This is a genomic window from Ancylobacter sp., from assembly GCF_965249975.1.
Lineage (GTDB): Bacteria > Pseudomonadota > Alphaproteobacteria > Rhizobiales > Xanthobacteraceae > Ancylobacter.
Genome location: NZ_CBDFNE010000020.1, coordinates 312508 through 335327, shown reverse-complemented (window position 1 = coordinate 335327; position 22820 = coordinate 312508). Strand labels below are relative to the sequence as shown.

The window sequence follows — 22820 nt, the reverse complement described above, 5'->3', positions numbered from 1 at the left end:
GTCTAGCGCCCGAAGCCGAGAAGCGAGACGGCAAAGCCGATGGCGGCGGCGATACAGATATAGACCGGCAGGCGGATCGGCAGCGCGTCGTCGATACCGGCACGGATGAAGACCAGCCGCACCAGAACCGCGCCGAGAATGCCGATGAAGGCGCAGAGCAGCCAGGAAGGGAAATAGGCGCCGAACAGCGGGATGGCCGGCGCCCCGGACGAAAGGCAGCCGGCGAGCGGCAAGCCAGCAAAGCTCACGGCCCCGGCGCGCAGCAGCGCGCCAGCCTGGCGGCGGGACAACAATCGGCCCGCAGCAGCTGTGACGGAACACCAAAAGGCCAACGTCGCTCTCCGGCAGAGCCCCCGAGTCGGAGACGTCGGGTAAAGGGGTAGCAAGCCCTTGCCGCCGGGGCAAATTTCCGTTGCCGCGATGCGGCGGCCGCCGCACGGCCTTTCGCCACCGGCTGAATCATGCCACCAACCACGAGACCCGCCGCGCGGCCAAAGACCCGCCGCTCAGCAGCGAACCCGCCGTCCGTCGGCGGCGCAACAGGAGAGACGCGGCGGGGCGCAGGCCCGCGCCCGAACCGGAGGACGCAGGGGATGTGCACATCGCTCGGCTATCGCGACGCGGACGGCAGGGCCTATTTCGGCCGCACGCTCGAACTCACGCTCGATCTGCCCTACCAGATGGCGTATTTCCCCGCCGGCTTCGCCACGCGCTCGCAGGTGGACGGCCACGCGCCGGTGGACTACCGGGCGCGCCACGCCGTGCTCGCGGTCACCATGCCGGGACGCGTCCCCACCGCCGAGGCGCCGATCGGCATCGATGACCTCAAGGTGCTGGAAGGGCTGAACGACAAGGGGCTGACCTTCAGCCTGCTGTCCTACCCCACCGCCGGCGGCAAGCAGCGCGGCGTGGAGATGACGCAGGCCGTGCTCTCCGCTTCCGATCTCGGCAGCTGGTGCCTTGGCCAGTTCGCGACGGTGGCGGAAGTGAAGGAGGCGGTGGCGGCGCAGCCGATCCTGCTGGTGCCGCTGGCGATCCTGGGCGGGGTGGAATCCCCCTTCCACTATGTGGTGCACGACGCGACCGGCGCGGCTTTGGTGATCGAGTTCGATCGCGGCGAGATGAAGCTCTATGACAACCCCGTGGGGGTGATGACCAACGGGCCGAATTTCGATTGGCATCTCACCAATCTCGACAATTACAGCTTCCTCTCCAATGTCGATAAGTCGGCTGGGCGCTTTGGCGCGTACAAGGCGGTGCAGCCGGATTCCGGCATCGCCACGGCCGGCCTGCCCTCGTCCAACACCTCGGTCGGCCGCTTCGTCCGCGCCGCCTATTATGCCGAGTTCACCGAAAAGGCGGCGACGCCGGACCTCGCGGTACGCACGCTCGCCCATATCCTCAACACTTTCGACCGGCCGCGCGGGGTGAGCATCGATTACCCCGGCCAGGGCGGCGGGCATATGGAGGTAGCCGGGCTCGACCAGCCGCAGGGCCAGAGCTACGCCACCGAATATACCTGCTGGACCAGCCTTTCGGACCTCGACCGCAAGCTGTTCTTCCTGCGCGACTATCGCAGCCTCAACTTCACCCGTTTCGACCTCGGCGCGCTCGCCGACCTCGCCGCGCCGCGCGTGCTGCCGCTGGAACGGCTCGCCGAGGCGGCCGACGCCACCGCCGCGCTGAAGGCGGCGTCAGGGGTGTGAGCGAGAACCGCCGCGCACAGGAGGAGCCGGGCCGATGAAGGGCGTGCATGTTCACCCCTCCGGCCTGCGCATCCGCGTGGCCGGGCCGTGGCCCTTCATCACACGGCGCAGCTATGCGCTGGCCGGGCGGCGCATCGTCTGGCAGGCGCGCCAACACCGCAAGGGACTGGCGCGCGCGGCGCGGGCGCTGGAAAACGCGCCGGTCCCGTTCTGGCAGACGCAGGGCTATAATTGGTGGACCGGCGCGCTGTTCGCGCTCGGCTCGCTGCTGTTCCTCACCGGCAGCCTGCTCAGCCTGCTCCCCGAGGGCATCGCGCCGGCGGCGACACCGATCAACATCGTGTTCTTCCTCGGCTCGCTCCCGTTCACGCTGGCGGGCTATCTCCAGCACTTCCAGGCCGCCAATCAGAGCGCCTTCACGCTCGACCCGAACGACGACGCCGCGCCGCGCCATATCTCGCTGATCGGCTGGCACCCGCACAGCGCGGGATGGCTGAGCACCTTCTGCCAGTTCGTCGGCACGGTGGCGTTCAATTTCAACACCTTCGACCCGCTGGTGGCAGGCGCCGGCTGGGCGACGCAGGACCTTGCCGTGTGGCTGCCGGGGATGATCGGCTCGGTGCTCTTTCTCGTCTCGGGCTATCTCGCCTTTGTCGAGACCGCGCACCGCTACTGGAGCTGGCGGCCGCGCCAGCTCGACTGGCAGATCGTGTTCATCAATCTTCTCGGCTGCGTCGCCTTCATGGCCGCCTCGACGCTGGCCTATGTGCCGCGCGGCGGCGAAGCGGCGTGGATACAAGACCTCGCCAATGGCCTGCTCGGCCTCGGCGCGCTCGGCTTCTTTCTCGGCGCGGCGCTGATGATGCGCGAGAGCGCGGCGGCGGCGAAGGGCTGAGCCTTACGGCTTGCGCCGCATGATGGCGACGAAATGCGCGAACAGGCCCGCCTGCGAGTTGATGTTGAGCTTGCGGTAGATGTTGCGGCGGTGAACCTTGGCCGTGCCGGCGGAGATCGACAGCAGCCGGGCGATGGAATCGGCCGAATGGCCCTGAAGGATGAGATCGACCACCTCGCCCTCACGCTCGGTGAGCGACAGGTCCTGCCAGATCTTGCCCCGGTCCAGTTCGCGCGGCGCCCTGCCCTCGCCGCGCCCGCTGCGGTCGCCGGCCTCCTCGCCGATCAATTCCGCGCCCCAGCGCAGCCGGCACAGGCTGAGCACCACCGGCGCCAGTTCGCGCAGCAGCCGCACCTGCGCCGCGCCGAACACGCCGGAAGCGGCCTTGCGCATCAGCGACACCACCACGCTCGCGCCATTGGCCAGCGGCACGAAGAAGCCGACCTCCTCCGCCAGCACGGTCTGGCTGTAATAGGAGCGGTAATATTCGCTGGCATAGAAGCGGTCCGGTGCCAGCTCGCGCATGCGGCGGAACCCCTCGATCCGCTCAATGGCGGCGTGGTAAAAGGGATCGAGCAGATAGGGGCCGACCTGGTAGAGCGTCACATAGACATGGCTCTCCTGCCGGTTGAAGGTTTCGAACAGCAGCGGCGGGCGCGCCGTGCCGCGATAGCCGAAGGCCACGCAATGGTCGAAGGGCACATGCGCCCGCAGCCAGGCGATGAGCGCGTGGCCGAACGGGTCGTCGCCTGGTCCGGTGCGGACATTGGCGCTGCGCTCATGCGCGGCCGCGATGGCCTCGGCCAGAAGCCGCGCCGCCAGAGCGCGCTCGCTTTCCTCCTGCCGCCCCTCGCCGCCCCCGGTGGCGGCGGGGGTCACGGCAACCTTGCCCGTGCTCACCATCTATACCCCCTGTGACTGATAAATAGGCCCTTTCTACCACTCCAAAGGTATATCCCCTGAAACGCGCCGGTATTAGCATTTTAACGAATACGGATCCGGCCGCCACTCTGTAGAGCGACCGGAAGCTGCGGAGAACGCCGGTGGCTTCTGAGACCCTCGACATCGAGTTTCGCGGCGTCAGCAAGCGCTATGGCGATGTCACCGCCGTCCACCCGACCGATTTCGCCGTGCCGAAAGGCGCGTTCATCGCCCTGCTCGGCCCGTCCGGCTGCGGCAAGACCACCTGCCTGCGGATGATCGGCGGCTTCGAGCAGCCGAGCACGGGCCAGGTGCTGATCGGCGGCGCCGACATGGCGGAGGTGCCGCCCTATCGCCGGCCGGTGAACATGGTGTTCCAGCACTATGCGCTGTTCCCGCATTTCGATGTCAGCGCCAATGTCGCCTATGGGCTGCGGCAGGTGCGCCCGCGCCTGACCTCGTCCGAGATCGCCCGGCGCACCGCGGATGCGCTCGCCATGGTGCAGCTCGCCGGCTTCGGCAGGCGCAAGGTCCACGAGCTCTCCGGTGGCCAGCAGCAGCGCGTGGCGCTGGCGCGGGCGCTGGTCAACCGCCCCTCCGTGCTGCTGCTCGACGAGCCGCTCGCCGCGCTCGACAAGAAGCTGCGCACCGACATGCAGATCGAACTGCAGAATCTGCAGCGCGAACTTGGCATCACCTTCGTCCTCGTCACCCACGACCAGGAAGAAGCGCTGTCCATGAGCGACGTGGTGTGCGTGATGAATGGCGGGCGCATCGTCCAGCTCGGCGCGCCGGACGAGATCTATGACCGCCCGGCCGACCGCTTCGTCGCCGCCTTTGTCGGCAAGACCAATTTCCTCGACGGCACGGTGGCGGAGAATGGCGGCGGCGCCGCCCGCATCCGCCTCGCCAACGGCCTGGAGATCGGCGCGAGGCTGACCGGCGGCGGCGCCCCCGGCGCGGCGGTGTCGGTGAGCCTGCGCCCCGAGGCGCTGCGCCTCGGCGCCGCGACGGGCGAGACCGGGCTCGGCGGCATCATCCGCAACCGCATCTTCCTCGGCTCCACCGCAGAATACGCCATCGAGGTGCCGGGTCTCGGCACGCTGCTCGCCACCGCCGACCATGACGCGGCCCGCAGCGACCTGCTGAAACCGGGCGACAGCGTCGCCATCAGCTTCAACCCCGGCGCGCCACTGGCGTTTCCGGCGGCGGACAACAAGACCACCCAGAGGGAAACCAGCCATGTCGAAGTCCTATCGTGACGGCCTGCCGCTCTCGGCGCGGGAATTTATCGATCAGCTGCTGCGCTTCCGCCGCGGCTCCATCAGCCGCCGGCACTTTCTCGGCGTGACCGGCCTCGGCGCCGCCACCGCGGTGCTCGCCGGCGAATTCGGCCTCAAGCCGATGCCGGCCTTCGCGGCCGGCGAACTGGGCGACCGCATGTCGATCGCCACCTGGCCGAACTACCATGACCCGCAGACCTTCGTCGATTTCACCACCAAGACCGGCGTCGCCGTCGAGGTGAACGTGTTCGGCTCCAATGAGGAAATGCTGGCCAAGCTTCAGGCCGGCGGCTCGGGCTGGTCACTGTTCGTGCCGACCAACTACACCATCTCGACCTATCGCCAGCTCGACCTCATCGACCCGCTCGACCTCGCCAAGCTGCCGAACTACGACGCTGCCGCGCAGAACAAGCGCTTCACCGCCGAGGGCGAGGTGGCCGGCGTGCTCTGCGCCGTGCCGAAGAACTGGGGCACCACCGGCTTCGCCGTGAACACGAAGAAGCTCACCGCGCCCATGGACAGCTGGAAGAGCTTCTTCGATGTCGCCATGACCACCGGCAGCGGCCGCTCCATGGTGCATGACTATCAGCTCACCACCATCGGCAACGCGCTGAAATATTACGGCTACTCCTTCAACTCGCTGAAGCCGGACGAACTGGCCAAGGCCGAGGAGCTGCTCCTCAAGGTCAAGCCGCACCTCTTCGCCATTTCCAGCGACTACCAGCCTGCCATGCGCAGCGGCGACGCCTGGCTGACCATGTGCTGGACCAATGACGGCGCCCAGCTGCACCGCGACATCCCCGAGATCAACTATGTGCTCGGCAAGGAAGGCGGCGAGATCTGGACCGATTTCTACGCCATCCCGAAGGACGCGCCGAACAAGCCGGCCGCCTATGCGCTGCTGAACCACCTCATGGACCCCAAGGTGGCGGTGAAGGAGCACATCGCCAATGGCGCGCCCTCCACCGATGCGCGCGTCAACGCCCTGCTGCCCAAGGACCTGCTCGACAACCCGATCCTCTACCCCGCCGCCGACCTGCTCGCCCCGCTGGAATTCGGCGCGGCGGCGACGCTGACCGACCCGAACCGCGCCGAGCTGATGGCGCGCTTCAAATCCGCCTGAGCCGGCGCCGGCCGGGGGCGCACGCTCCCGGCCCCGCTTCGGGAGCGCGGCCCGCGCTCCTGCCCTCCTCCCCGTGAAGTGGACCGCCATGTCGAGCGCCGCCCGCAAGCGATTGGTCACGGCCCTGCTGCTCGCCCCGGCGGCGGTGTGGCTGTTCCTGTTCCTGGTGCTGCCCTTCGCCGCCATCGTCGTGTTCAGCCTCGGCGAGCGGGCGCCGGCCGGCGGCTACGCCCCGGCTTTGACACTGGCGCAGTACGCCAATCTGCCGGCGCGGGCGACGGCGTTCTGGAACACGCTGGTGCTGGCCCCGGCCGGCGCGCTGGCCTGCCTGCTCATCGCCTATCCCGTCGCCTATTACCTCGCGCTGAAGGTGCTGCCGCAGCGCCGGCTGCTGCTGGTGGCGCTGATCGTCATCCCGTTCTGGACCAGCCTGCTGATCCGCACCTATGCCTGGATGTACATTCTCGGCGCGCGCGGCATCCCGGCCTGGCTGGAGTTCATCGGCCTGCCGGAAATGCGCTTCATCAACACGCCCGGCGCGGTGCTGCTCGGCATCGTCTATGGCTATCTGCCGCTGATGATCCTGCCGATCTATATCAGCCTGGAGCGGCTCGACCGCCGGCTGCTGGAAGCCTCGGCCGATCTCGGCGCGACGCCGTTCTCCACCTTCTTCAGTGTCACCCTGCGGCTCTCGCTGCCCGGCATGATGACCGGCTTCTCGCTGGTGCTGATCCTGCTGCTGGGCGAATACCTGATCCCGACCCTGCTCGGCGGCGGCAAGGTGTTCTTCATCGGCAATGCGCTGGTGGATCTGTTCCTGCAATCGCGCAACTGGCCGTTCGGCTCGGCCATCGCCGTGGCGCTGGTGGCGATCGCCGTGGTGCTGCTGCTGGCCGCCAACCGCCTCACCGCCCGGCTTTCCGGCGCCCGACAGGTCGATCTCCTATGATGCGCGCCTTCGTCACCGCCGTTTACGGCTTCCTCTATCTGCCCATCGCGCTGGTGGTGCTGTTCTCCTTCAATGCGGGGCGGCATGCGAGCGAGTTCACCGGCTTTTCCGTGCAGTGGTACGGGCGGGCGCTGTCCAACACCTTCCTGATGGAAGCGCTGACCAACAGCCTGATCGTGGCGACGACCAGCGCCGCGCTGGCCTCGCTCTGCGGCACCGCCGCCGCCATCGGGCTCGGCCGCGCCGGGCCGCGCACCCGGGCCGTGTTCGACGCGCTGTTCGGCGCCGCCATCGTCGTGCCGGGCGTGGTGATCGGCATCGCCACGCTGGTGGCGCTGGTGCAGCTGTTCGGCATCGTCAATCCGGTGCTCGCGGCGCTGTGGCCGGGCGATACGCCGCCGCGCCTGTCGCTCGGCTATGGCTCGATCATCGCCGCGCATGGGCTGTTCTCCACCGCGCTCGTCACCATGATCGTGCGGGCCCGGCTCGGCGCGCTGGGGCGCGACATGGTGGAAGCCTCCAGCGACCTCTATGCCGGGCCGTTCACCACCTTCCGCTGCATCGTCCTGCCGCAGATCCTGCCCGCCATCCTCGCCGGCTTCCTGCTGGCCTTCACCTTCTCCTTCGACGATTTCATCGTCGCCTTCTTCGTCGCGGGATCGCAGACCACGCTGCCGATCTATGTCTTCGCCTCGATCCGGCGCGGCGTCACGCCGGAGATCAACGCCATCGGCGCGCTGGTGCTGGCGGCGTCCATCGTCCTCGTCATCGCGGCGCAGCTGCTGCTGCGCCGGCGCCCGCAGGCTTCCTCGTAGGTACATCATGATTCTCAAGGACAAGATCGCCATCGTCACCGGCGCCGGCTCGGGGATCGGCCGTGCCGGGGCGCTGGCCATGGCCCGCGAGGGCGCGCATGTCATCGTCGCCGACCGCGACGGGCCGGCGGGCGAGGCGACGGTGGCGGCCATCCACGCGGCGGGCGGGCGGGCCGAGGCGGTGCGCACCGATGTCGATGTCGATGCCGAGGTGGAGGCGCTGGTGGGCGGCGCGCTGGCGCGTCATGGCCGGCTCGACATTCTGCACAGCCATGCCGGCGTGCAGGTGGGCGGGCCGCTGACCGAGGTGGCGCCGGATGGCATGGACCGCTCCTGGCGGATCAATGTCCGCGCCTCCTATCTCGCCGCCCGGCTCGCCATGCCGGCGATGATCGCGCAGGGCGGCGGGGTGATCCTGATCACCGCCTCCAATTCCGGCGTGTTCTACGACCGCGAGATGATCGCCTACACCACCTCCAAACACGCGGTCATCGCCATGGCGCGGCAGATGGCGATCGACTATGCCCGGCACAATGTGCGGGTGAACGCGCTGTGCCCGGGCTGGGTCGACACCCCGTTCAACGAGCCCTTCATCGCCCAGATGGGCGGGCGCGCCGCCATCGAGGCCTATGTGCGCGAGAAAATCCCCATGGGCCGCTGGGCCAGCGCGGAGGAGATCGCCGAGGCGATCCTGTTCCTCGTCTCCGACCGCTCCTCCTTCATGACCGGCCAGGCGCTGGTGGTGGATGGCGGCGAGAGCATCGGCTAAGAGATTAGCCGGCTTATGATGGGCGTCGGGCGGGCTTTAGGAGCCGCCCGGCGCGTGCGGGGACGGCCGCAGGCGATCCATCCAAAAATCGGCTTTGACGGTGCGGCGACCCGATTGGTAGCGGGATGGCGGAGCCAACGGGTTCCCTAACGGTATCGACAGCCAAGGACGCCCAACATGACACGTCTTTCCCTGCTGGCGGGCCTCGCCGGCGCGCTGCTGCTGAGCGGCGCGGCGCAGGCGCGCGACACCTTCAGCATCATCCAAGACAAGCCGGAACTCACCCATATCGACCTCGGCAAGGCAGGCGCCTCGCATGGCGACATGCTGGCGTTCGAAGCCGCCTTCACCACCGCTGACGGCAAGAAGGGCACGATGAACGGGCTCATCACCACGGTGGACGTGCCGGACGGGGCCGGCGACAAGTTCTTCGACCGCCTCGCCGACATCGTGCTCGACTTCGGCAATGCCGACACGCTCGTCATCGCCGGCCGCTCGGTCTATGCGGTGGGCGCCGGCGAGATGGTGGTGGACGCGCCGCAGGTGCGCGCCATTGTCGGCGGCACCGGCCGCTTCATCGGCAAGCGCGGACAGATGACCACCACCCGCCGCGATGCCGGCCATTACGAGCACAAGATCGAGCTGGTGGACTGAACTGGTCGACTGAGCCGGCGCCCGACGGCCGGCTGGCGGCTCATCCGACGCGGCGGGCGGCCAGAAACGCGAATAGCGTCATCCGGCCGCTGCGCACCAGCGCATAGCGCGACCCCGATGGCCCGATGACGGCATCGCCGAGCGCATCGGTGAAACCGACGCTGCCGGTGAAGGCCGCCCCCTGCGGCAAGATCGACCAGTCGCGCAGCAGGAGCAGATCGGTTCCATAGGCACTGAGCCCGGCATCGTCGTCAAACACCGCGATCCTGGAAAAACCATAGGGCCCGGCAAAGGCGGTGGCGGCGGGAACGATGGAGAAATAGCTGCCGCTGGCGATCGGCGCCTGATCGGCCAGCGCGTAGCCATTGCCCCGGAAGGCGGCGACCAGGGCGGCGCTGGCGGCGGGCTTCTTCAGATCGGCCGCGCTCGTCTTCGACAGCGGGAACAGGAAGACGCCCGAATTCGCGTCGAAGACAAGAAACGAGGTGGGCGCCGCCTCGACGCGATAAAGGCGCGGTGCGGTGGGGTCCGGGGCCGCCCTGTTGTCGATCTGCCAGACATCGACCCTCGACACCCGCGCCTGCGCGCCGAACGGATAGCCCGCGGCGGCGAAGAGAGGCGCCGCGCCCGAAAGGTCTCCCGCCGCCAGCTTCGGCTTCTGGTCGCCCGGCAGGATAAGGATCGGCACGCCCTTTTCGGTCGCCACCAGCGCGCGGTAGAACTGCGCCGACAGCAATGTCGCCTGCGCGAAATTCACCCCCACCACCGCCGCACCGGCAAAGCGCGTCATGCCGTTGCCGGCGCCGGCCGCCACCAGCACGCCGGACATCTTCGCCTGGCACAGAACCGCATTGCTGAAATCGGCGCCCGACAGGAACGCCTGGGTGAAATCGGTGCCGACGAAAAACCCGTTCGCCAGAGCGGCATTTTCGAGATCGGCATGGTCCAGCGTGGCGCCGTCGCCATACCAGCGCGCGAAGCTGAGATCGGCGCCCGACAGCCCGGCACCGCTGGCACGGGTCCCGAAGGCCAGCACCCCCGCGAGGCAGGCGGGCGGCAACGCGGTCTCCCGGAACACCTCGATCTTCCCGTACAGCAGCGTGAGCAGGAACGGCCCGTTCTGCTCGTCGTCTATCCGCCATTTGATCCCCGCCGCCAGCACCAGCACGGGGGCGCTGCCATTGAGGGTGACGCCCGCCGCCTGGAACGCCGCGATCAGCGCCGGCGTCGGATAGGCCTTGTGGTCGAGATCGTCGGCAAAGCTCGCCGCGAGGGCGAAAAGATAAGAGCGCGTGCCGAAGGCCGCCTTCGCCAGATCGGCACCCGAGAAGTCGGCGCCGATGAAATTGGCGCCATGCGCGCGCGTGCCGCGCAGGCTCGCCTTGTTCAGCCGGCTTCGGGTCATCGTCGCCCGGTCGAGCGAGGCCTGGTCGAGCACGGTCTTTTGCAGGGACGCCTCGGTCAGAATGGCGTCGGCCAGCGTGCCGCCCGAGAGATCGATCCCGTCCAGCGTCGCCCCGGTGAGATCCGCCCCGGTGAGATTGGCCCCGCGCATGTCGAGCGCGCCGGAGGACGAGCCCAGCACCGCGCCGCCCGCGGCGGCCTGAACCAAAACCAGGTTGCGGGCGGATTTCGGACGCCCCCAGGCGGCGGCGCGCAGATCCGCCCCCGTCATGTCGGCGCCGTCAAGGACGGCGTCGTCCGCCGTCGCCGACCCCAGCCGCAGCCCCGCCATCCGCGCAGTCGAGAAAGTGGCGCCCCGCGCCACGGCACCGTCCAGCACCGCGCGCGACAGGTCGGCGCCGGTGAAATCGATGGCGCTCAGGTCCTCGCCGGTGAAGTCGACGCCCCCAAGGTTGGCATTGCGCGCGCCGGCGCGCCGAAGTTCGGCGAGCGAGGGGGTGATAGTCGCCGGGCGGAAATCGCGCCCGCTGGTTTCCGAGGGGTTGAGCGTCAGCAGCGGGGCCGCGAGATTGGTGGAATAGTAGACCGGTCGCCACGCCGTGCCGTCGAACAGGCTCCAGCTCTCGATCCCCCCGCCGCTGGCGGTGCGACGAAACGGCGACGCCTGAGCGCGGGCGTCGACGAAGACAATCCAGTTCAGCTCATTCGTGGTGTCGAGGCTCAGCCACCGGCCATTCGCCAGTTGGATGAGGACATCGCCGTCCGCCCCGCTCTGGTAGAGGGTGGCGACCGCCGTCGCGCCCGGGCTGGCGAGGCCCATGCAGGGCAGCTCAATCGTCTCGGAGCCGGAGACGCGCACGCGCTGCGGGGCGAGATAGACCGCAGCGGCGACGCCGGACGAGGCGAAGGTGAACTTGCCTGCAAAGACCCCCGCCACGAGCGTCTACTCCGCCGCGATGGCGTAGACGCGCATCTCGCCGGTCTCCTCATCCCGCTTCTGGACCAGCGTGTGAACCAGGCCACGCACGGCCATCGGCAGTTGCGCCGGCTTGAACTCAAGCTGCGAGGAGATCGAGATGTAGCCGTCCTGGATGCTCAGCGTCGAATTGGTCAGCAGGAAGGAGAAGCCCTGGGCGATCGGGATCGCCACGCCGCGCTGTCCCATGCCCTGCATGGCGGCGGCATAGGAACTCTCGCCCGCCACCGGCCACAGGATCGTGCCGAAATTCTGCTTGGAGAAACGGGGAATGGTGGTCGATTTGAACGTGACCGCGTTCCCTGCATTGGCAAAGCTGAACATCATGGACTGGGCGTTGGTGCTGGTCGTGCCCAGCGACAGATCGGTCATGACATCGGTGCGCTGGAGATCGAAGATCAGGTTCGGGCGGGGCGTCGCCCCGTTCTCGACCAGAATTTCGAACTGCATCGACTGCGTCGTGACCTTGCCCTTCTGCCGCACCGCGTTCTCGATCGTGGTGAAATACTGGCTGTCGATTCCAGTCTCCGTCAGATCGGCTTCGAGCTTGGTCTGGCTGGCATAGGCGTTGCCCGAGAACCCCAGAAGAAGCTGATAGACCGAGGCGGGCAGCTGCGTCTCCAGCAGTTTCATGGCGTCGGTGGTGAACAGCCAGACCTGCTGGAAGGCGGTGACGGGGGCGGCAAGCGGCGTGATCTTCGCGGTGAGCGCGGCCATGCCGTACTGCCCGAAAGCCGGCTCATAGGCGGCATAGGTCGCGGCCTTCAGGGCGGCGGGATTGGGCAAATCCGCCGGCCGCACCGTCAGATTGAGCAGGCCGGCGTTGAAATAGGCCCAGGACAGGCCGTTGATGGCCCAGTCCGAGACGTAGATGTTCATGAAGTGATCGTCGTCATCCGCCGGCACGGCCGGGATCGGCAGGACGGGCGGGGTGCCGCCGGCATAGGCCTGGCCGTTATAGGAGGCGACGCCGGTGGCGCCGACCGTCACACCCTTGGCGTTGGGAAAGCCGAGGCCAGCCGGCCCGAGCGCATAATTGAACTTGATGCCGTTGCCGAGATCGGTGTTGCCGTCGATGGACTTCAGCACGCCCGAGAGAATCTGGCTGATCGGTGTCTTGAAGTCGATATTGGAGATCGCCGACGCCGTGGCGTCGCTGACCTTGGTTGAGAAGCAGCCGGCGCTGGTCTGTCCGTTGACCGCGCTCTTGCCGGGAATATTCGCCGTCGCGCCGCTCGCCGCGCCGGTCGCCGCCGTCACGTTGAAACTGTAGGTGTTGGTGGCCGCGTTATAGACGAACTCGGTCGGCACGGTGACGGTCATCCCCCCGAAGCCGGGATTGTAGCTGAACGTATTGTCCGGATATCGCGTGTCGCAGGCGGGCGGCGCCATGTCGCCGGAATTGAAGCAGGTATAGACCTTGTAAGTCTCGCGCCAGTCATAGGTTGCCGAAAAGGCCCCGGCGCTCAGGATCAGCTGGAACTGGTTTCCCGCTGGCGTGCCGCCCGTACCCTGCGTGACCGAGGAATAGGTCGGGTTGAAGCCGTTCAGCCGGCCATTGGACAGCGCGATCTTGAACTGGGAGTAAGAGCTGAAGTAACCGAAGCCCGCCTGGGTGAAGTCCGGTATGTTGATCGTGTTGGGCGGCGGGGTCAGGTTCTGCAGTTTCTTGACAGCCACGCCGCTTAGCAGGGACTGGGAGAAGAATTCGATGCCCTTCTTGCCGATGGCAAAGGTAACGCCTTGAACGGTCATCTCTGATACTCCTCAAGCCGGAACCGTGTAGACCTGGATCGTCTGGCCGGTGCGATAGATGTGGTAGACCACCAGCCCGTCCTTGATCGCCCAGGCGCCTTCGCGGTCGATCACCTCGATCGAGGCTTTCGCGGTGAGCGGACGGCCCTTGGCCTTGAACGCCGCCGCGACCACCGTGATGTTGCGGTCGTTCAGCGCCTTCTGCAGCGCGATATCCAGATCGAACAGCGGCGGGGTGGGCATCCAGTGGCTCACCTGCGGCTCGGGGCGCCCTTCGGCGCCGCGCAGCGTGCCGAAGCCCAGGCCAAAGACGTTGCGCCAGACATCGACCGCGATCTTCGCCATCACCGGATATTGCAAGTCCTGGATCACCGAAGGATCGGGGCTGCGTGACAGGTGCGTTCCGTCCGGGGCGTAGATGTCGAGCATGTAGTTTTGCGGCTGACTGCCGTCGCCGTGATAGCTCAGCACATAGATGTGGCCCTGCGCCTCGACGCCGAGATCGAGATAGGTCGGGGCGGAGGGCGCGGGGGCGAGCGGGAAAAAGGAGAGGCAGCGCTTGACCAGCGACTGGCCCGGATCGGCACTCGACGGGGAAATGTCCCAGGACTGCCCGAGCAGGGGCGCCGTGATCGCCCACGCCTTGCCCGGATCGATCACCTCGATCTGCGCCCGGCCCGGAAGGCCGTAGACGCTGATCGCCTCGTCCACCACCTCCAACTGCCAGACAAGGCCGCGCGGATCGACGATGCGCCAGGCCTGCCCGGCGCAGAGGACGTGGAGCTGGGCGCTGACCTCGGGATTGTCCATTTGCGCGGGATCGAAGCTCGGCGTGATGCCAGTGTTCGACAGGGCGGCGATCAGCGGGCCGTCCGGCGTGTAGTGTCCGGTGTCGAGTTCGGCCGCGACATCGGCATCGATGATGCCGAGAAGGGTCTGGCCGGCGGCGACCAGCGCGGTGTCGAAGACCTCGGGAATCCGGCCGGCATTCAGTTCCTTGGCGATCGAGGCGGTGGGCAGCTCGAACAGCGTGCCCGCCCAGGTGAAGCAGGGCACCGGGTTGCCCTTGGTGTCGAAGGCCTGCACGCGCTTGTTGATGGATTCGAGCAGCAGCAGGCGGCCGTCGGGCGCCACCGCCATCGCCTTTGGCCCCCGGATCAGACCCTCGCGAATGCCCTCGCCCGAGACGTAGAAAGCCTCCGGCGCCTTGTCATCCTCGGTCGGGACCTCCGGCAGGGGCGCGAGCAGGATCTTCTGCTTCTGGAACGAGGCCGCGACGACCATGTTCGAGGGATGAACCGCCAGCGCGTCGAGCTGGTTGATCGGGAAGCGCGCCCATGATTTCAGGTCGCTGCCGGTCAGGCCGAAATCGTTCGACCCGTCATTGAGCACCACCTGCCGCAGATTGTTGCCGCCGTCGCGGGGATCGAGAATGAAATTCTGCTGGTTGATAGTCTGCCCGTCGCCCACGACCGGCGCATAGGCGATCTGCGGCGACTGGGTGAAGCCGATCTTGGAGAATTTCAGCCGGGACGATGGTTTCTCCAGCACGGAGAGGTTTTGCACCGCATAGAGCTGCGCGTTGCTCGGCGGCGCCGAAAGCCGGTCCGGCGGCAGCGACATGCCGGATGCGCGCCAGATGTAACCGATCTGGAACGCCGAGTTGTTGACGGTTATGGCCACGGGCTGGCACAGCGTGCCGCCGGTGCCGCAATCCAGCGCCGAAAGGGTGGTCTGCGGCGGGGCGCCGGCCTTCCAGACATAGGCGCCGTTTTCGAAGGCGATCTGCTCCTTGAAGCGATACTGGGTGTCCGCCGACAGCGGCACCAGCGCCTCCTTGATGGTGGCATCGGGCAGGACCAGCGTGGTGCCCTCGTTCGGCACCGCCTTGAGGCTGCCGCTCTCCCACGACCCGGCCAGCCATCCATTGCTCGAATAGATGCCGAAGATGATCTTGAACGCGCCCCCCGCCGGCACGTCCTCGAATCTCAGCGCTATCGGCGCGGCCGAGGTGGTGGCGGGCATGGGGCCCTTGAGTTCGAAATTGGTGCCGCCCTTGTACTGCAGCAGCGCGTAGTAGCGCGTTCCCACGGCCGGCCATACCGCCGTGGAGGGATTGCCGGCCTCACCATGGGCGGGGTCGGGATGCATGGTCAGCGTCACGTCGATGGCGCGCTTGGCCTTGATCCGCACCGTGGCGGGCGAGGACAGCACCTGGATGGTGGTCTCGGCAATGGCAACGAAGCCGACCGCCACCGCCGCCGCCTTGAGAATGAGGCCCACCGGGCCGAAGGCGCTGGAAAGCTCGCCGGCCGCGACCTGCTTGACCACCCATGCGCCCAGCTTTTCCAGGCCCTTCTTCAGGATGAGGCCGAGCGCCGCGCTGGCCAGCGCGAACACCACCTTCTTGACATTGGTGAGCGCCGCCGCCGTGGCCGACCCGCCGCCGACCACCGGTATGCCGATGGCGATGGCCGCGGCGGTGAGGTCGCGGTCGCTGACGATGGCGTTGAAGGTCTGGGTCGAGGTGATGATCTTGCCCGCGACCATGAAGATGCCGGGAATGCCGTATTGCCACAGGCCGGTGAGCAGCGCGCCGGGGGTCGAGACCTCCTCGACCCAATCGGATGTTCCGAGGCTACCGAACAGCAGCTCCACCGCCGCCGCGCCCTCCAGGTCGAATTCGAGCGCGGTCGGGTCGGTCGGCATGGGAATGCCGAGGACGGCATTGGTGGCGGAGATCGACCAGAGCTTCCTGACCCCGCTGAGCGGCTTCCCCGCCTCGTCCAGCAGGCGATAGCCGACATAGAGCGTCCGCATGAACACGTTGCCGGCGTTGATCGAAAAGCGGTCCTGCGCGTTGACCTTGATCGACGCGGCATCGGCCCGCACGCCGAAGCTGGTGCCGGTATGGTCGAGCGTCCATTTGTAGGAGGCCGTGTCCGCCGCCGCAGCGCGCCGGGCGGCGGAACGGTCGGGGTCGACGCCGTCGCGGCGCGTCGCGGTCTGCCCCGAAGTCGGGGACCAGGTCTTTCCCTGCAGCCTTGTGTCGTTGGCAGCGGTGAGATTGGCGCGCGCGATGGGCGCACCCATGGCATCCTCGACGCCGGGCACGACCGTGTAGGTGTAGAGCGGCTGGCCGGCCCTGAACCCGCCCTGCTCCGGGTCGAGATCATATTCGGCCGTGAGCGGATTGCCCTCATGGTCGGTGCAGGCGACGACAGGGGCCCAGTCCGCACCGGCAGCGTCGATCGCGGCGCTGAGGATCTGGATGTTATTGAACTGGTCGGGATCAGTGCGCGGATCGCCCAATATGTGGTCGTACATCAGCACGGACTGGGTATAGGGCTGAACGCTGGCGAGATCGGGATGGTGGCCGACCAGGCTGCCGGCGGTGGAGGTGAGGTTGAGCACCGCATTGCTGGCGACGAGGAGGCGCACCGCCTCCTCCGTGTTCTTCGGCAATTCCTTGACGCCGAGCCCGTCGAGGATCGCCGAAAAACTGCTGGGCCGCACGAACGACCCGCGCACGCCGAAGGCAGCATGCTCGATGGAAGGGCGCCTGTAATAGGCGATCTGCATCCGGAAGAATTCCCGCAGCGCTTCCTCGGGAATGTGGTGGGTCATGCGCACCATCTGCCGGAGATGAACCTCCGGGCGCTCGGGCATTACCAGCCGCACAAGGGTCACGCCGCGCGGCGCGATGTCCTCCGGGGGAAGCCGGATGTAATGGGTGAATTTCGACCGGGCGGTGTCGGAATAAGCGAACAGGCGGTTTGAATCGACGGCAGCGTTCAACGTCCGGTCGTCATGCTCGCGAATGTCGAAATGCCGCGCGCCAATGGCAAGTTGAAGATCCCCGGAAATATCGAGATCGCTGAGATCGACGTGAAACGTCTTCATGATGACGGCCCCCAAACCCGCTGTGACGTAAATTCAGAGATAATCTTCCGCCGACACTCGACCTTTTGAGAAAAGGGCGGGTGCCGCTAAACAACCGCTCAGGAAACTGGCGCGCCGGTATCATCCCGGACCGGCCTTTCGCCTTTCCGGGATGGACCGCAGACCCGACCGGGATCGCGGCGGTTCAGACACACTCCTCCGCTGACCCGCCTTCCGGCGGCGGCCGGAGGGCGGAATCGCGCAGCCATCTTCAAACAGGCGAGGAAAGGCTGGAATACGTGTATAGAACGAAGATATCTACCCCACGTTGCATCCGACATCAGGTTCGGCGGACGAGCGCCGACTGTCAAGTGCGATCTTTGGTTGCAACTATCGTTTGTACACTTTTACCAGTTTCTGTCGCGAAGGGCGGCCGACCCGACCGGGATACCGCGCGCCACAGCGATGCACCCTTTGGACGGAAGGGCGCTTGCGGCCCGGATGCCAGCCCCCGGTCAATGGTGGGCGGCCGGGCGAAAACCCAAAAATTTCAAAATCGTTGGTATCGCTCACAACCTTTGCTATTGCCGACTCTCTTCCTTAGCTTCTCCCGGATTTCACCCGGAATTTCGGTCATCAGGCAGGGTAGCGATGGCAGGCAGGACGCGCACTTTGCAATTGAGGGAAGGCCGATACACCGCGCGCCCGTCGGTCCATAAACACCCACGCCCGGTACCGCAGCGGAAGGGTCGTTCCAATCCGTTTTGGTGCAGGGCTTTCGTGGAGCGCCTGCCTGATCCGGCGATGATGCGACATTAGCAGAAACGCTTTGCGCAAACGGCATGCCGGTCACCCAGTGATGGGGCAGGTTTCTCTTTTGCCGCGTCGACTCGATCAAGCTTTGCGAGACTCTCATGCAATCCATGTCACCAGCGGGCCATGTCGCGGACAAATATACGGTGACAAGCGGGCGCGTTTTCCTCAGCGGGATCGATGCGCTCGTTCGGCTATTGGTGGTGCAGCAGATTCGTGATCGCGCAGCCGGGCTTAACACGGCCGGCTTCGTTTCAGGCTATCGCGGCTCCCCTCTTAGCGGGTTGGACCAGGCACTTTGGAAGGCGACGGATGCGCTGGCAGCGCACGACATCCGTTTCCAGCCCGGCCTGAACGAGGAACTCGCGGCCACCGCCGTGTGGGGCACACAGCAGGTGCACCTGCTCGGCGACTCCACATACGACGGCGTGTTCGCCCTTTGGTATGCCAAAGGTCCCGGCGTGGACCGCTCGGCGGACGTGCTCAAGCACATGAACTACTACGGCACCAGTGCGCGCGGCGGCGTGCTTCTGGTGGCTGGTGACGATCATGGCGCCGATTCGTCCTCATTGCCGCACCAGAGCGACCATCTGTTCCACGCGTCCATGATCCCGGTGCTGTACCCGGCGGATGCGCAGGAGTTTCTTGATCTTGGCCTGCACGGCTGGGCCATGTCCCGGTACTCGGGGTGCCCTGTCGCCCTCAAGGCAGTGGCTGATACGGCCGGATCATCGACCAGCGTAGATGCTGATCCGTTCGCGCTGCAGATCACGCGGCCTGAGAGCCCTAAAATGCCTGCGGGTGGCCTCAACAGTCGGCTGTCGTCCGAGCCGGTCGGTGTGACCGCGCGAAAGCAAGAAGCGCTGCTGTTGGATCACAAACTGCCGGCCGTGCTTGCTTATGCGCGCGTCAATCGTCTCAACCGCATCACACACGACACGCCCCACGCACACTTGGGCATAGTCGCATCCGGAAAGAGCTACCGCGATGTGGTCGAGGCATTATCCCTGCTCGACATCGGTGCGGACTCGGGCGAGATGGCCGCTCTACGCATCTACAAGGTGGCGATGCCTTGGCCGCTGGAGCCGGAAGGCATCCGTGATTTCGCCTCGGGACTGGACGAGATTCTCGTCATTGAAGAGAAGCGTCCGGTCGTGGAATCTCAGCTGCGGCAGATCCTGTACGACCAGCCGAATGGCGCGCGGCCACGTATCGTCGGCAAGTCTGACGCGGCGGGCGAGTGCGTGGGTTCGACGGTCAAGGGTGTGTTCTCGGCCAAAACGGACCTCTCCGTCGCCCAGATCGCCCTCGGTATTGCGGACCGGTTGGCACAATTCTACCCGCACAGCCGCTTCGTCGAGATGGCAGCGTCGTTTCGCGAGCGCCAGGCCTTTCTCGACCTCGCGGTGACCGCGCCCGCGCGCTCCGCCTACTACTGCTCGGGTTGCCCACACAGCACGTCCACCAAGGTGCCCGAAGGAAGTCTTGCACTTGGCGGCATTGGCTGTCACATCATGGCGACCGAGATATTTCCAGATCAAAATAAGACCTTCACACAGATGGGCGGTGAAGGCGTTACGTGGATTGGACAAGCGCCGTTTTCGCATTTGACGCATATGTTCGCCAATCTTGGCGACGGCACGTATTTCCACTCCGGCATCCTTGCCATTCGCGCGGCAATTGCCGCCAAAGTGAACATCACTTACAAGCTGCTCTATAACGACGCCGTGGCCATGACGGGGGGCCAGCCGGTGGACGGCACGTTGACCGTTCCGGATCTCGCGCGTCAGCTGATGTCGGAAGGCGTCACGCGCATTGCGCTTGTATCGGAAGATACGTCGCGTCATGTCGGCGAAAGCAGGTTGCCGGCGGGCATTACCATTCACCCGCGCGAAAAGCTCGACGCCGTGCAGCGTGAATTACGCGAGGTGCGAGGCACCAGCGTGCTGATTTACGAGCAGGTGTGTGCGGCTGAGAAGCGTCGCCGCAAGAAGAAGCAGGCGACAACGGTTCCCGAACGACATCTCTTTATCAACACACTGGTTTGCGAAGGCTGCGGCGACTGCGCAACGCAATCGAGTTGCTCGTCTATCCAGCCTGTGGAAACGGAGTTTGGATATAAGCGAGCCATTCATCAGGGTTCGTGCAACCAAGACAGATCGTGTGCGCAAGGCTTCTGCCCCAGCTTCGTCACGATAGAAGGGGGGCGCCTGCGCGGCGCGGCTCATCACACCGAGAGCGCTCCTGTACTGCCGCCCCCACCGCCTCTGCCGGCGATGCCCGATCGGCCGTTTAACATCCTCATCTGCGGTATCGGCGGCACGGGCGTCATAACGGTCGGCAACATCCTCGGCTTGGCCGCGCATTTGGAAAGCAAGGCAGCCTCGGTCTTGGACATCACGGGCATGTCCCAGAAGAATGGTGCGGTGATGTCGCATGTGCGATTAGCGCAGCGGGACGAGTCCCTGCACTCTCAGCGCATCCCGACAGGCCAGGCCGACCTGGTGCTTGCCTACGACATCCTCGCCGCGGGCGCGCGCGAGGCGGTGGACACGATCAAACCTGACCACACACAGATCGTACTCAGCACGGAGGAGACTCCTCCCGGATATGCGATCCGCCAAATGGACTGGAAATTTCCCTCAGAACAATTGCGCCGTCTTCTGGGGGCGACGGCCGGGGCTAAGCTCCACTTTGTCGATGCAGGTGGTCTTGCACAGCATCACCTGGGAGACGCCCTCTATATGAACCTGCTCATGGTCGGTTATGCGTTCCAGCGCGGATTCCTACCGCTTACTGAAGCGTCGATCATGCGCGCCATTGAGCTAAACGGTGTCGCCGTTGCTGCCAACCAACGCGCATTCCAGTGGGGACGCCATGCAGCGTCGAGCTTGACCGACGATACGCGCACGTCCTTGCCGGCAAAATTCGCGAAGCCGACTAAGCAGACGCGCCTGGATGACGTTCTCACCCTCCGCCGAGACTTCCTCGTCGAGTACCAGAACACAGCCTACGCCACACGCTACGTGAATTTTGTTGAGCAGGTCCGGCAAGCCGAATCCACCGCCACCGGCAAGGACGCAATAGCGTTGGCGGTCGCGCATAACCTGTTCAAGCTGATGGCCTACAAGGACGAGTACGAGGTGGCACGCCTGCTCACGGGCAAAGAATTTCACCAAGCTCTGTCTGAGACGTTCGAGGGCGATTTCAAGCTGCGCTTCCATCTCGCACCGCCGATAGTCTCGCTACTGGACGGTGGCGTCCCGCGAAAACGGACGTATGGACACGCCGCGCAACACCTCTTCCGCGTTCTAGCGCAGTTAAAAGGCTTGCGCGGGACACGGTTTGACCCTTTCGGCTACACGAAGGAACGTCGTCAGGAACGTGCGCTCATTGTGGAGTACGAGCAGTGCATGAACATGGCGCTCAAGACGCTCAACATGTCGACACACGACATCGCGCTGCAGCTCGCCAATTTGCCGATGCAGATCCGTGGTTATGGTCACGTGAAGGCTGCGAGTATTGAAAAGGCGCGCAGCCGACAGCGCGCGCTGATGGAGCAATTGCAAATGAGCTGAGCCTCCTTCTCTGAGGCGGTCCGCCTTTGGCGGACAGAGTGGCGGCTCGGTTGAGCCCGGTTCCGATCTCCGTCACGCCGCCCGTGCGATGCCTGTGGGGCCACGTCATCAACCCTCGGCGTCTCTCCTCAACCGGAGGAGAAAAGGGTCTCAGGTCAAAAAGGGGGCTCAGGTCACCGACCATCGCGGTTCAAGGGGCCAAGCGGGCACCAGTGCAGATTGATTTCCGGGGCCGGGAAACGAAAGCCGATGGACGCCAGCAGGTTGAACGATTTGGCGTTGAGGGAGGAAACGGACGTCGTCACCTCCTCTACCCCCTCCAGATGTTGGTAGTGCAGGACGGCCTTCCAGATCCGCTTTGCCAATCCACGTCCTTGCAGCTCCGGCGGCAGCGCTGTCAGATTCCATTGACGCCGCGTCGGGCCCCGCTCCGTCACGGTCATGAAACTGATGGTCTTTCCGTCCAGCCGGCACGCCAGCACGGACTCTCCGGGCGAGACGAACGCGCGATCCGCCCAAATGACGTAGCGGCGGGTCCCCAGCTCGGGTCCCACCTCGGGGTCCGCATGCAGCCTGCCGGTCTGGAAGGACCCGGCCACAATGGCGCTGACGATGGGGCGATCAGCCTCCGATGCGGGCGAAACGGTAAGTTCCGGATCGGGGAGGAACCGTGCGAGATCTGTGATGGCTGGCCGGTAGCTCAGTTCGATGAAGCGGAACCCAAATCCCTGGAGCACGGCGCATTCGGCCAGTTGGTCGTGTCTCAGCCGGCAATTCACCAGCAGCACCCGGTTTTCCAGGCACCAGTCGCGAAAGGCAGAGAAGGTGTCGGCCGCCCCCTCCGTCCCGGTCATGCTGACCGATGCGATCGATGCCGTGTTGCCCTGGAAGGTCGCGCAGTCCCAGGGGTTGAGATGGTGGACCAACTCCAACCCCGGCCCCGATGTCCGTTCCATTACAGGCTGTTGCATGTCCGCTCCTCATGGGAGATCCCACGGGTAATGGGTGCCTTATATTGTCCTTCTCGTTCTCGGGGAACGCCGCCCTCTCCCTCATCGGCTTCTCCAGCCGCGCATTCTCCTACTCAAACGACGTCAGCCGCCTGGCGTCGGACCCGTCCATGCTGGGCGTTTGTGCCTTTGCCGAGCGGAGTGCCGCTGCGAAGCATCAACGAACACTGGTGCGGGCGGCCGGGCTCGAACCGGCACTCTCAGAGAGAAACGGATTTTAAGTCCGTTGCGTCTACCTGTTTCGCCACGCCCGCAAGGCGTTCAGCGGTGGCGATCCGCCGCCTTCG

Annotated in this window: 15 protein-coding genes and 1 tRNA gene; 9 read left to right on the top strand and 7 right to left on the bottom strand. The window is 65.9% G+C overall.

Annotated features, from left to right (window positions below; all coding sequences use genetic code 11):
* Window positions 1–2: 2 nt before the first annotated feature.
* Window positions 3–290, bottom strand: coding sequence for a YtcA family lipoprotein (locus tag ACP2AH_RS19530; RefSeq protein ID WP_425107328.1), 288 nt, complete (start codon window positions 288–290; stop codon window positions 3–5).
* A gap of 303 nt (window positions 291–593) precedes the next feature.
* Between ACP2AH_RS19530 and ACP2AH_RS19525 the strand changes: the two genes are divergently transcribed.
* Window positions 594–1706: a linear amide C-N hydrolase gene (locus ACP2AH_RS19525; protein ID WP_425107327.1), complete on the top strand. Its 1113-nt coding sequence runs from the start codon at window positions 594–596 to the stop codon at window positions 1704–1706.
* Window positions 1707–1740: 34 nt separating this feature from the next.
* Entirely contained in the window at window positions 1741–2601 is an 861-nt protein-coding gene (locus ACP2AH_RS19520; RefSeq protein WP_425107326.1) for a hypothetical protein, read from the top strand.
* Window positions 2602–2604: 3 nt separating this feature from the next.
* Here ACP2AH_RS19520 and ACP2AH_RS19515 read toward each other — a convergent pair whose 3' ends face one another.
* Window positions 2605–3504 carry a helix-turn-helix transcriptional regulator gene (locus tag ACP2AH_RS19515; RefSeq protein WP_425107325.1) on the bottom strand — a complete coding sequence of 300 codons (900 nt, stop codon included), beginning with the start codon at window positions 3502–3504 and terminating at the stop codon, window positions 2605–2607.
* Window positions 3505–3644: 140 nt separating this feature from the next.
* Between ACP2AH_RS19515 and ACP2AH_RS19510 the strand changes: the two genes are divergently transcribed.
* The 6 genes from ACP2AH_RS19510 to ACP2AH_RS19485 all read left to right on the top strand — a co-directional run bounded on the left by ACP2AH_RS19510 (window position 3645) and on the right by ACP2AH_RS19485 (window position 9115).
* Complete coding sequence (locus ACP2AH_RS19510; RefSeq protein WP_425107324.1) at window positions 3645–4784, top strand: ABC transporter ATP-binding protein; 1140 nt, start codon at window positions 3645–3647, stop codon at window positions 4782–4784.
* Window positions 4765–5928 carry an ABC transporter substrate-binding protein gene (locus tag ACP2AH_RS19505; protein WP_244376222.1) on the top strand — a complete coding sequence of 388 codons (1164 nt, stop codon included), beginning with the start codon at window positions 4765–4767 and terminating at the stop codon, window positions 5926–5928. The genes ACP2AH_RS19510 and ACP2AH_RS19505 overlap by 20 nt, the downstream gene beginning before the upstream one ends.
* Before the next feature lie 88 nt (window positions 5929–6016).
* The gene (locus ACP2AH_RS19500; protein WP_425107323.1) at window positions 6017–6877 is read left to right on the top strand and encodes an ABC transporter permease; all 861 of its coding nucleotides are present in this window, start codon (window positions 6017–6019) and stop codon (window positions 6875–6877) included.
* Complete coding sequence (locus ACP2AH_RS19495; RefSeq protein ID WP_425107501.1) at window positions 6877–7692, top strand: ABC transporter permease; 816 nt, start codon at window positions 6877–6879, stop codon at window positions 7690–7692. Before ACP2AH_RS19500 ends, ACP2AH_RS19495 begins: the two co-directional genes overlap by 1 nt.
* A 7-nt stretch (window positions 7693–7699) precedes the next feature.
* Window positions 7700–8461 carry an SDR family NAD(P)-dependent oxidoreductase gene (locus ACP2AH_RS19490; RefSeq protein WP_425107322.1) on the top strand — a complete coding sequence of 254 codons (762 nt, stop codon included), beginning with the start codon at window positions 7700–7702 and terminating at the stop codon, window positions 8459–8461.
* A 177-nt stretch (window positions 8462–8638) separates the two neighbouring features.
* Entirely contained in the window at window positions 8639–9115 is a 477-nt protein-coding gene (locus ACP2AH_RS19485; RefSeq protein WP_425107321.1) for a hypothetical protein, read from the top strand.
* A 40-nt stretch (window positions 9116–9155) separates the two neighbouring features.
* Here ACP2AH_RS19485 and ACP2AH_RS19480 read toward each other — a convergent pair whose 3' ends face one another.
* From ACP2AH_RS19480 to ACP2AH_RS19470, 3 genes are read right to left on the bottom strand one after another with little or no spacing between them, the layout of a single operon-like run.
* A complete protein-coding gene (locus ACP2AH_RS19480; protein WP_425107320.1) occupies window positions 9156–11456 on the bottom strand; it encodes a pentapeptide repeat-containing protein in 2301 nt (766 codons plus the stop codon).
* A 6-nt stretch (window positions 11457–11462) separates the two neighbouring features.
* On the bottom strand, window positions 11463–13250 hold the full coding sequence (locus ACP2AH_RS19475; protein WP_425107319.1) for a hypothetical protein: 1788 nt from the start codon (window positions 13248–13250) through the stop codon (window positions 11463–11465).
* A gap of 12 nt (window positions 13251–13262) precedes the next feature.
* Complete coding sequence (locus tag ACP2AH_RS19470) at window positions 13263–17153, bottom strand: hypothetical protein (RefSeq protein WP_425107318.1); 3891 nt, start codon at window positions 17151–17153, stop codon at window positions 13263–13265.
* 893 nt (window positions 17154–18046) lie between these two features.
* Between ACP2AH_RS19470 and ACP2AH_RS19465 the strand changes: the two genes are divergently transcribed.
* Entirely contained in the window at window positions 18047–21523 is a 3477-nt protein-coding gene (locus ACP2AH_RS19465; protein ID WP_425107317.1) for an indolepyruvate ferredoxin oxidoreductase family protein, read from the top strand.
* Between the two features lie 173 nt (window positions 21524–21696).
* On the opposite strand, the gene ACP2AH_RS19460 is transcribed toward ACP2AH_RS19465, so the two are convergent.
* Window positions 21697–22494, bottom strand: coding sequence for a GNAT family N-acetyltransferase (locus ACP2AH_RS19460; protein ID WP_425107316.1), 798 nt, complete (start codon window positions 22492–22494; stop codon window positions 21697–21699).
* A gap of 207 nt (window positions 22495–22701) precedes the next feature.
* Window positions 22702–22787, bottom strand: a tRNA-Leu gene (locus ACP2AH_RS19455).
* Between the last annotated feature and the right edge of the window lie 33 nt (window positions 22788–22820).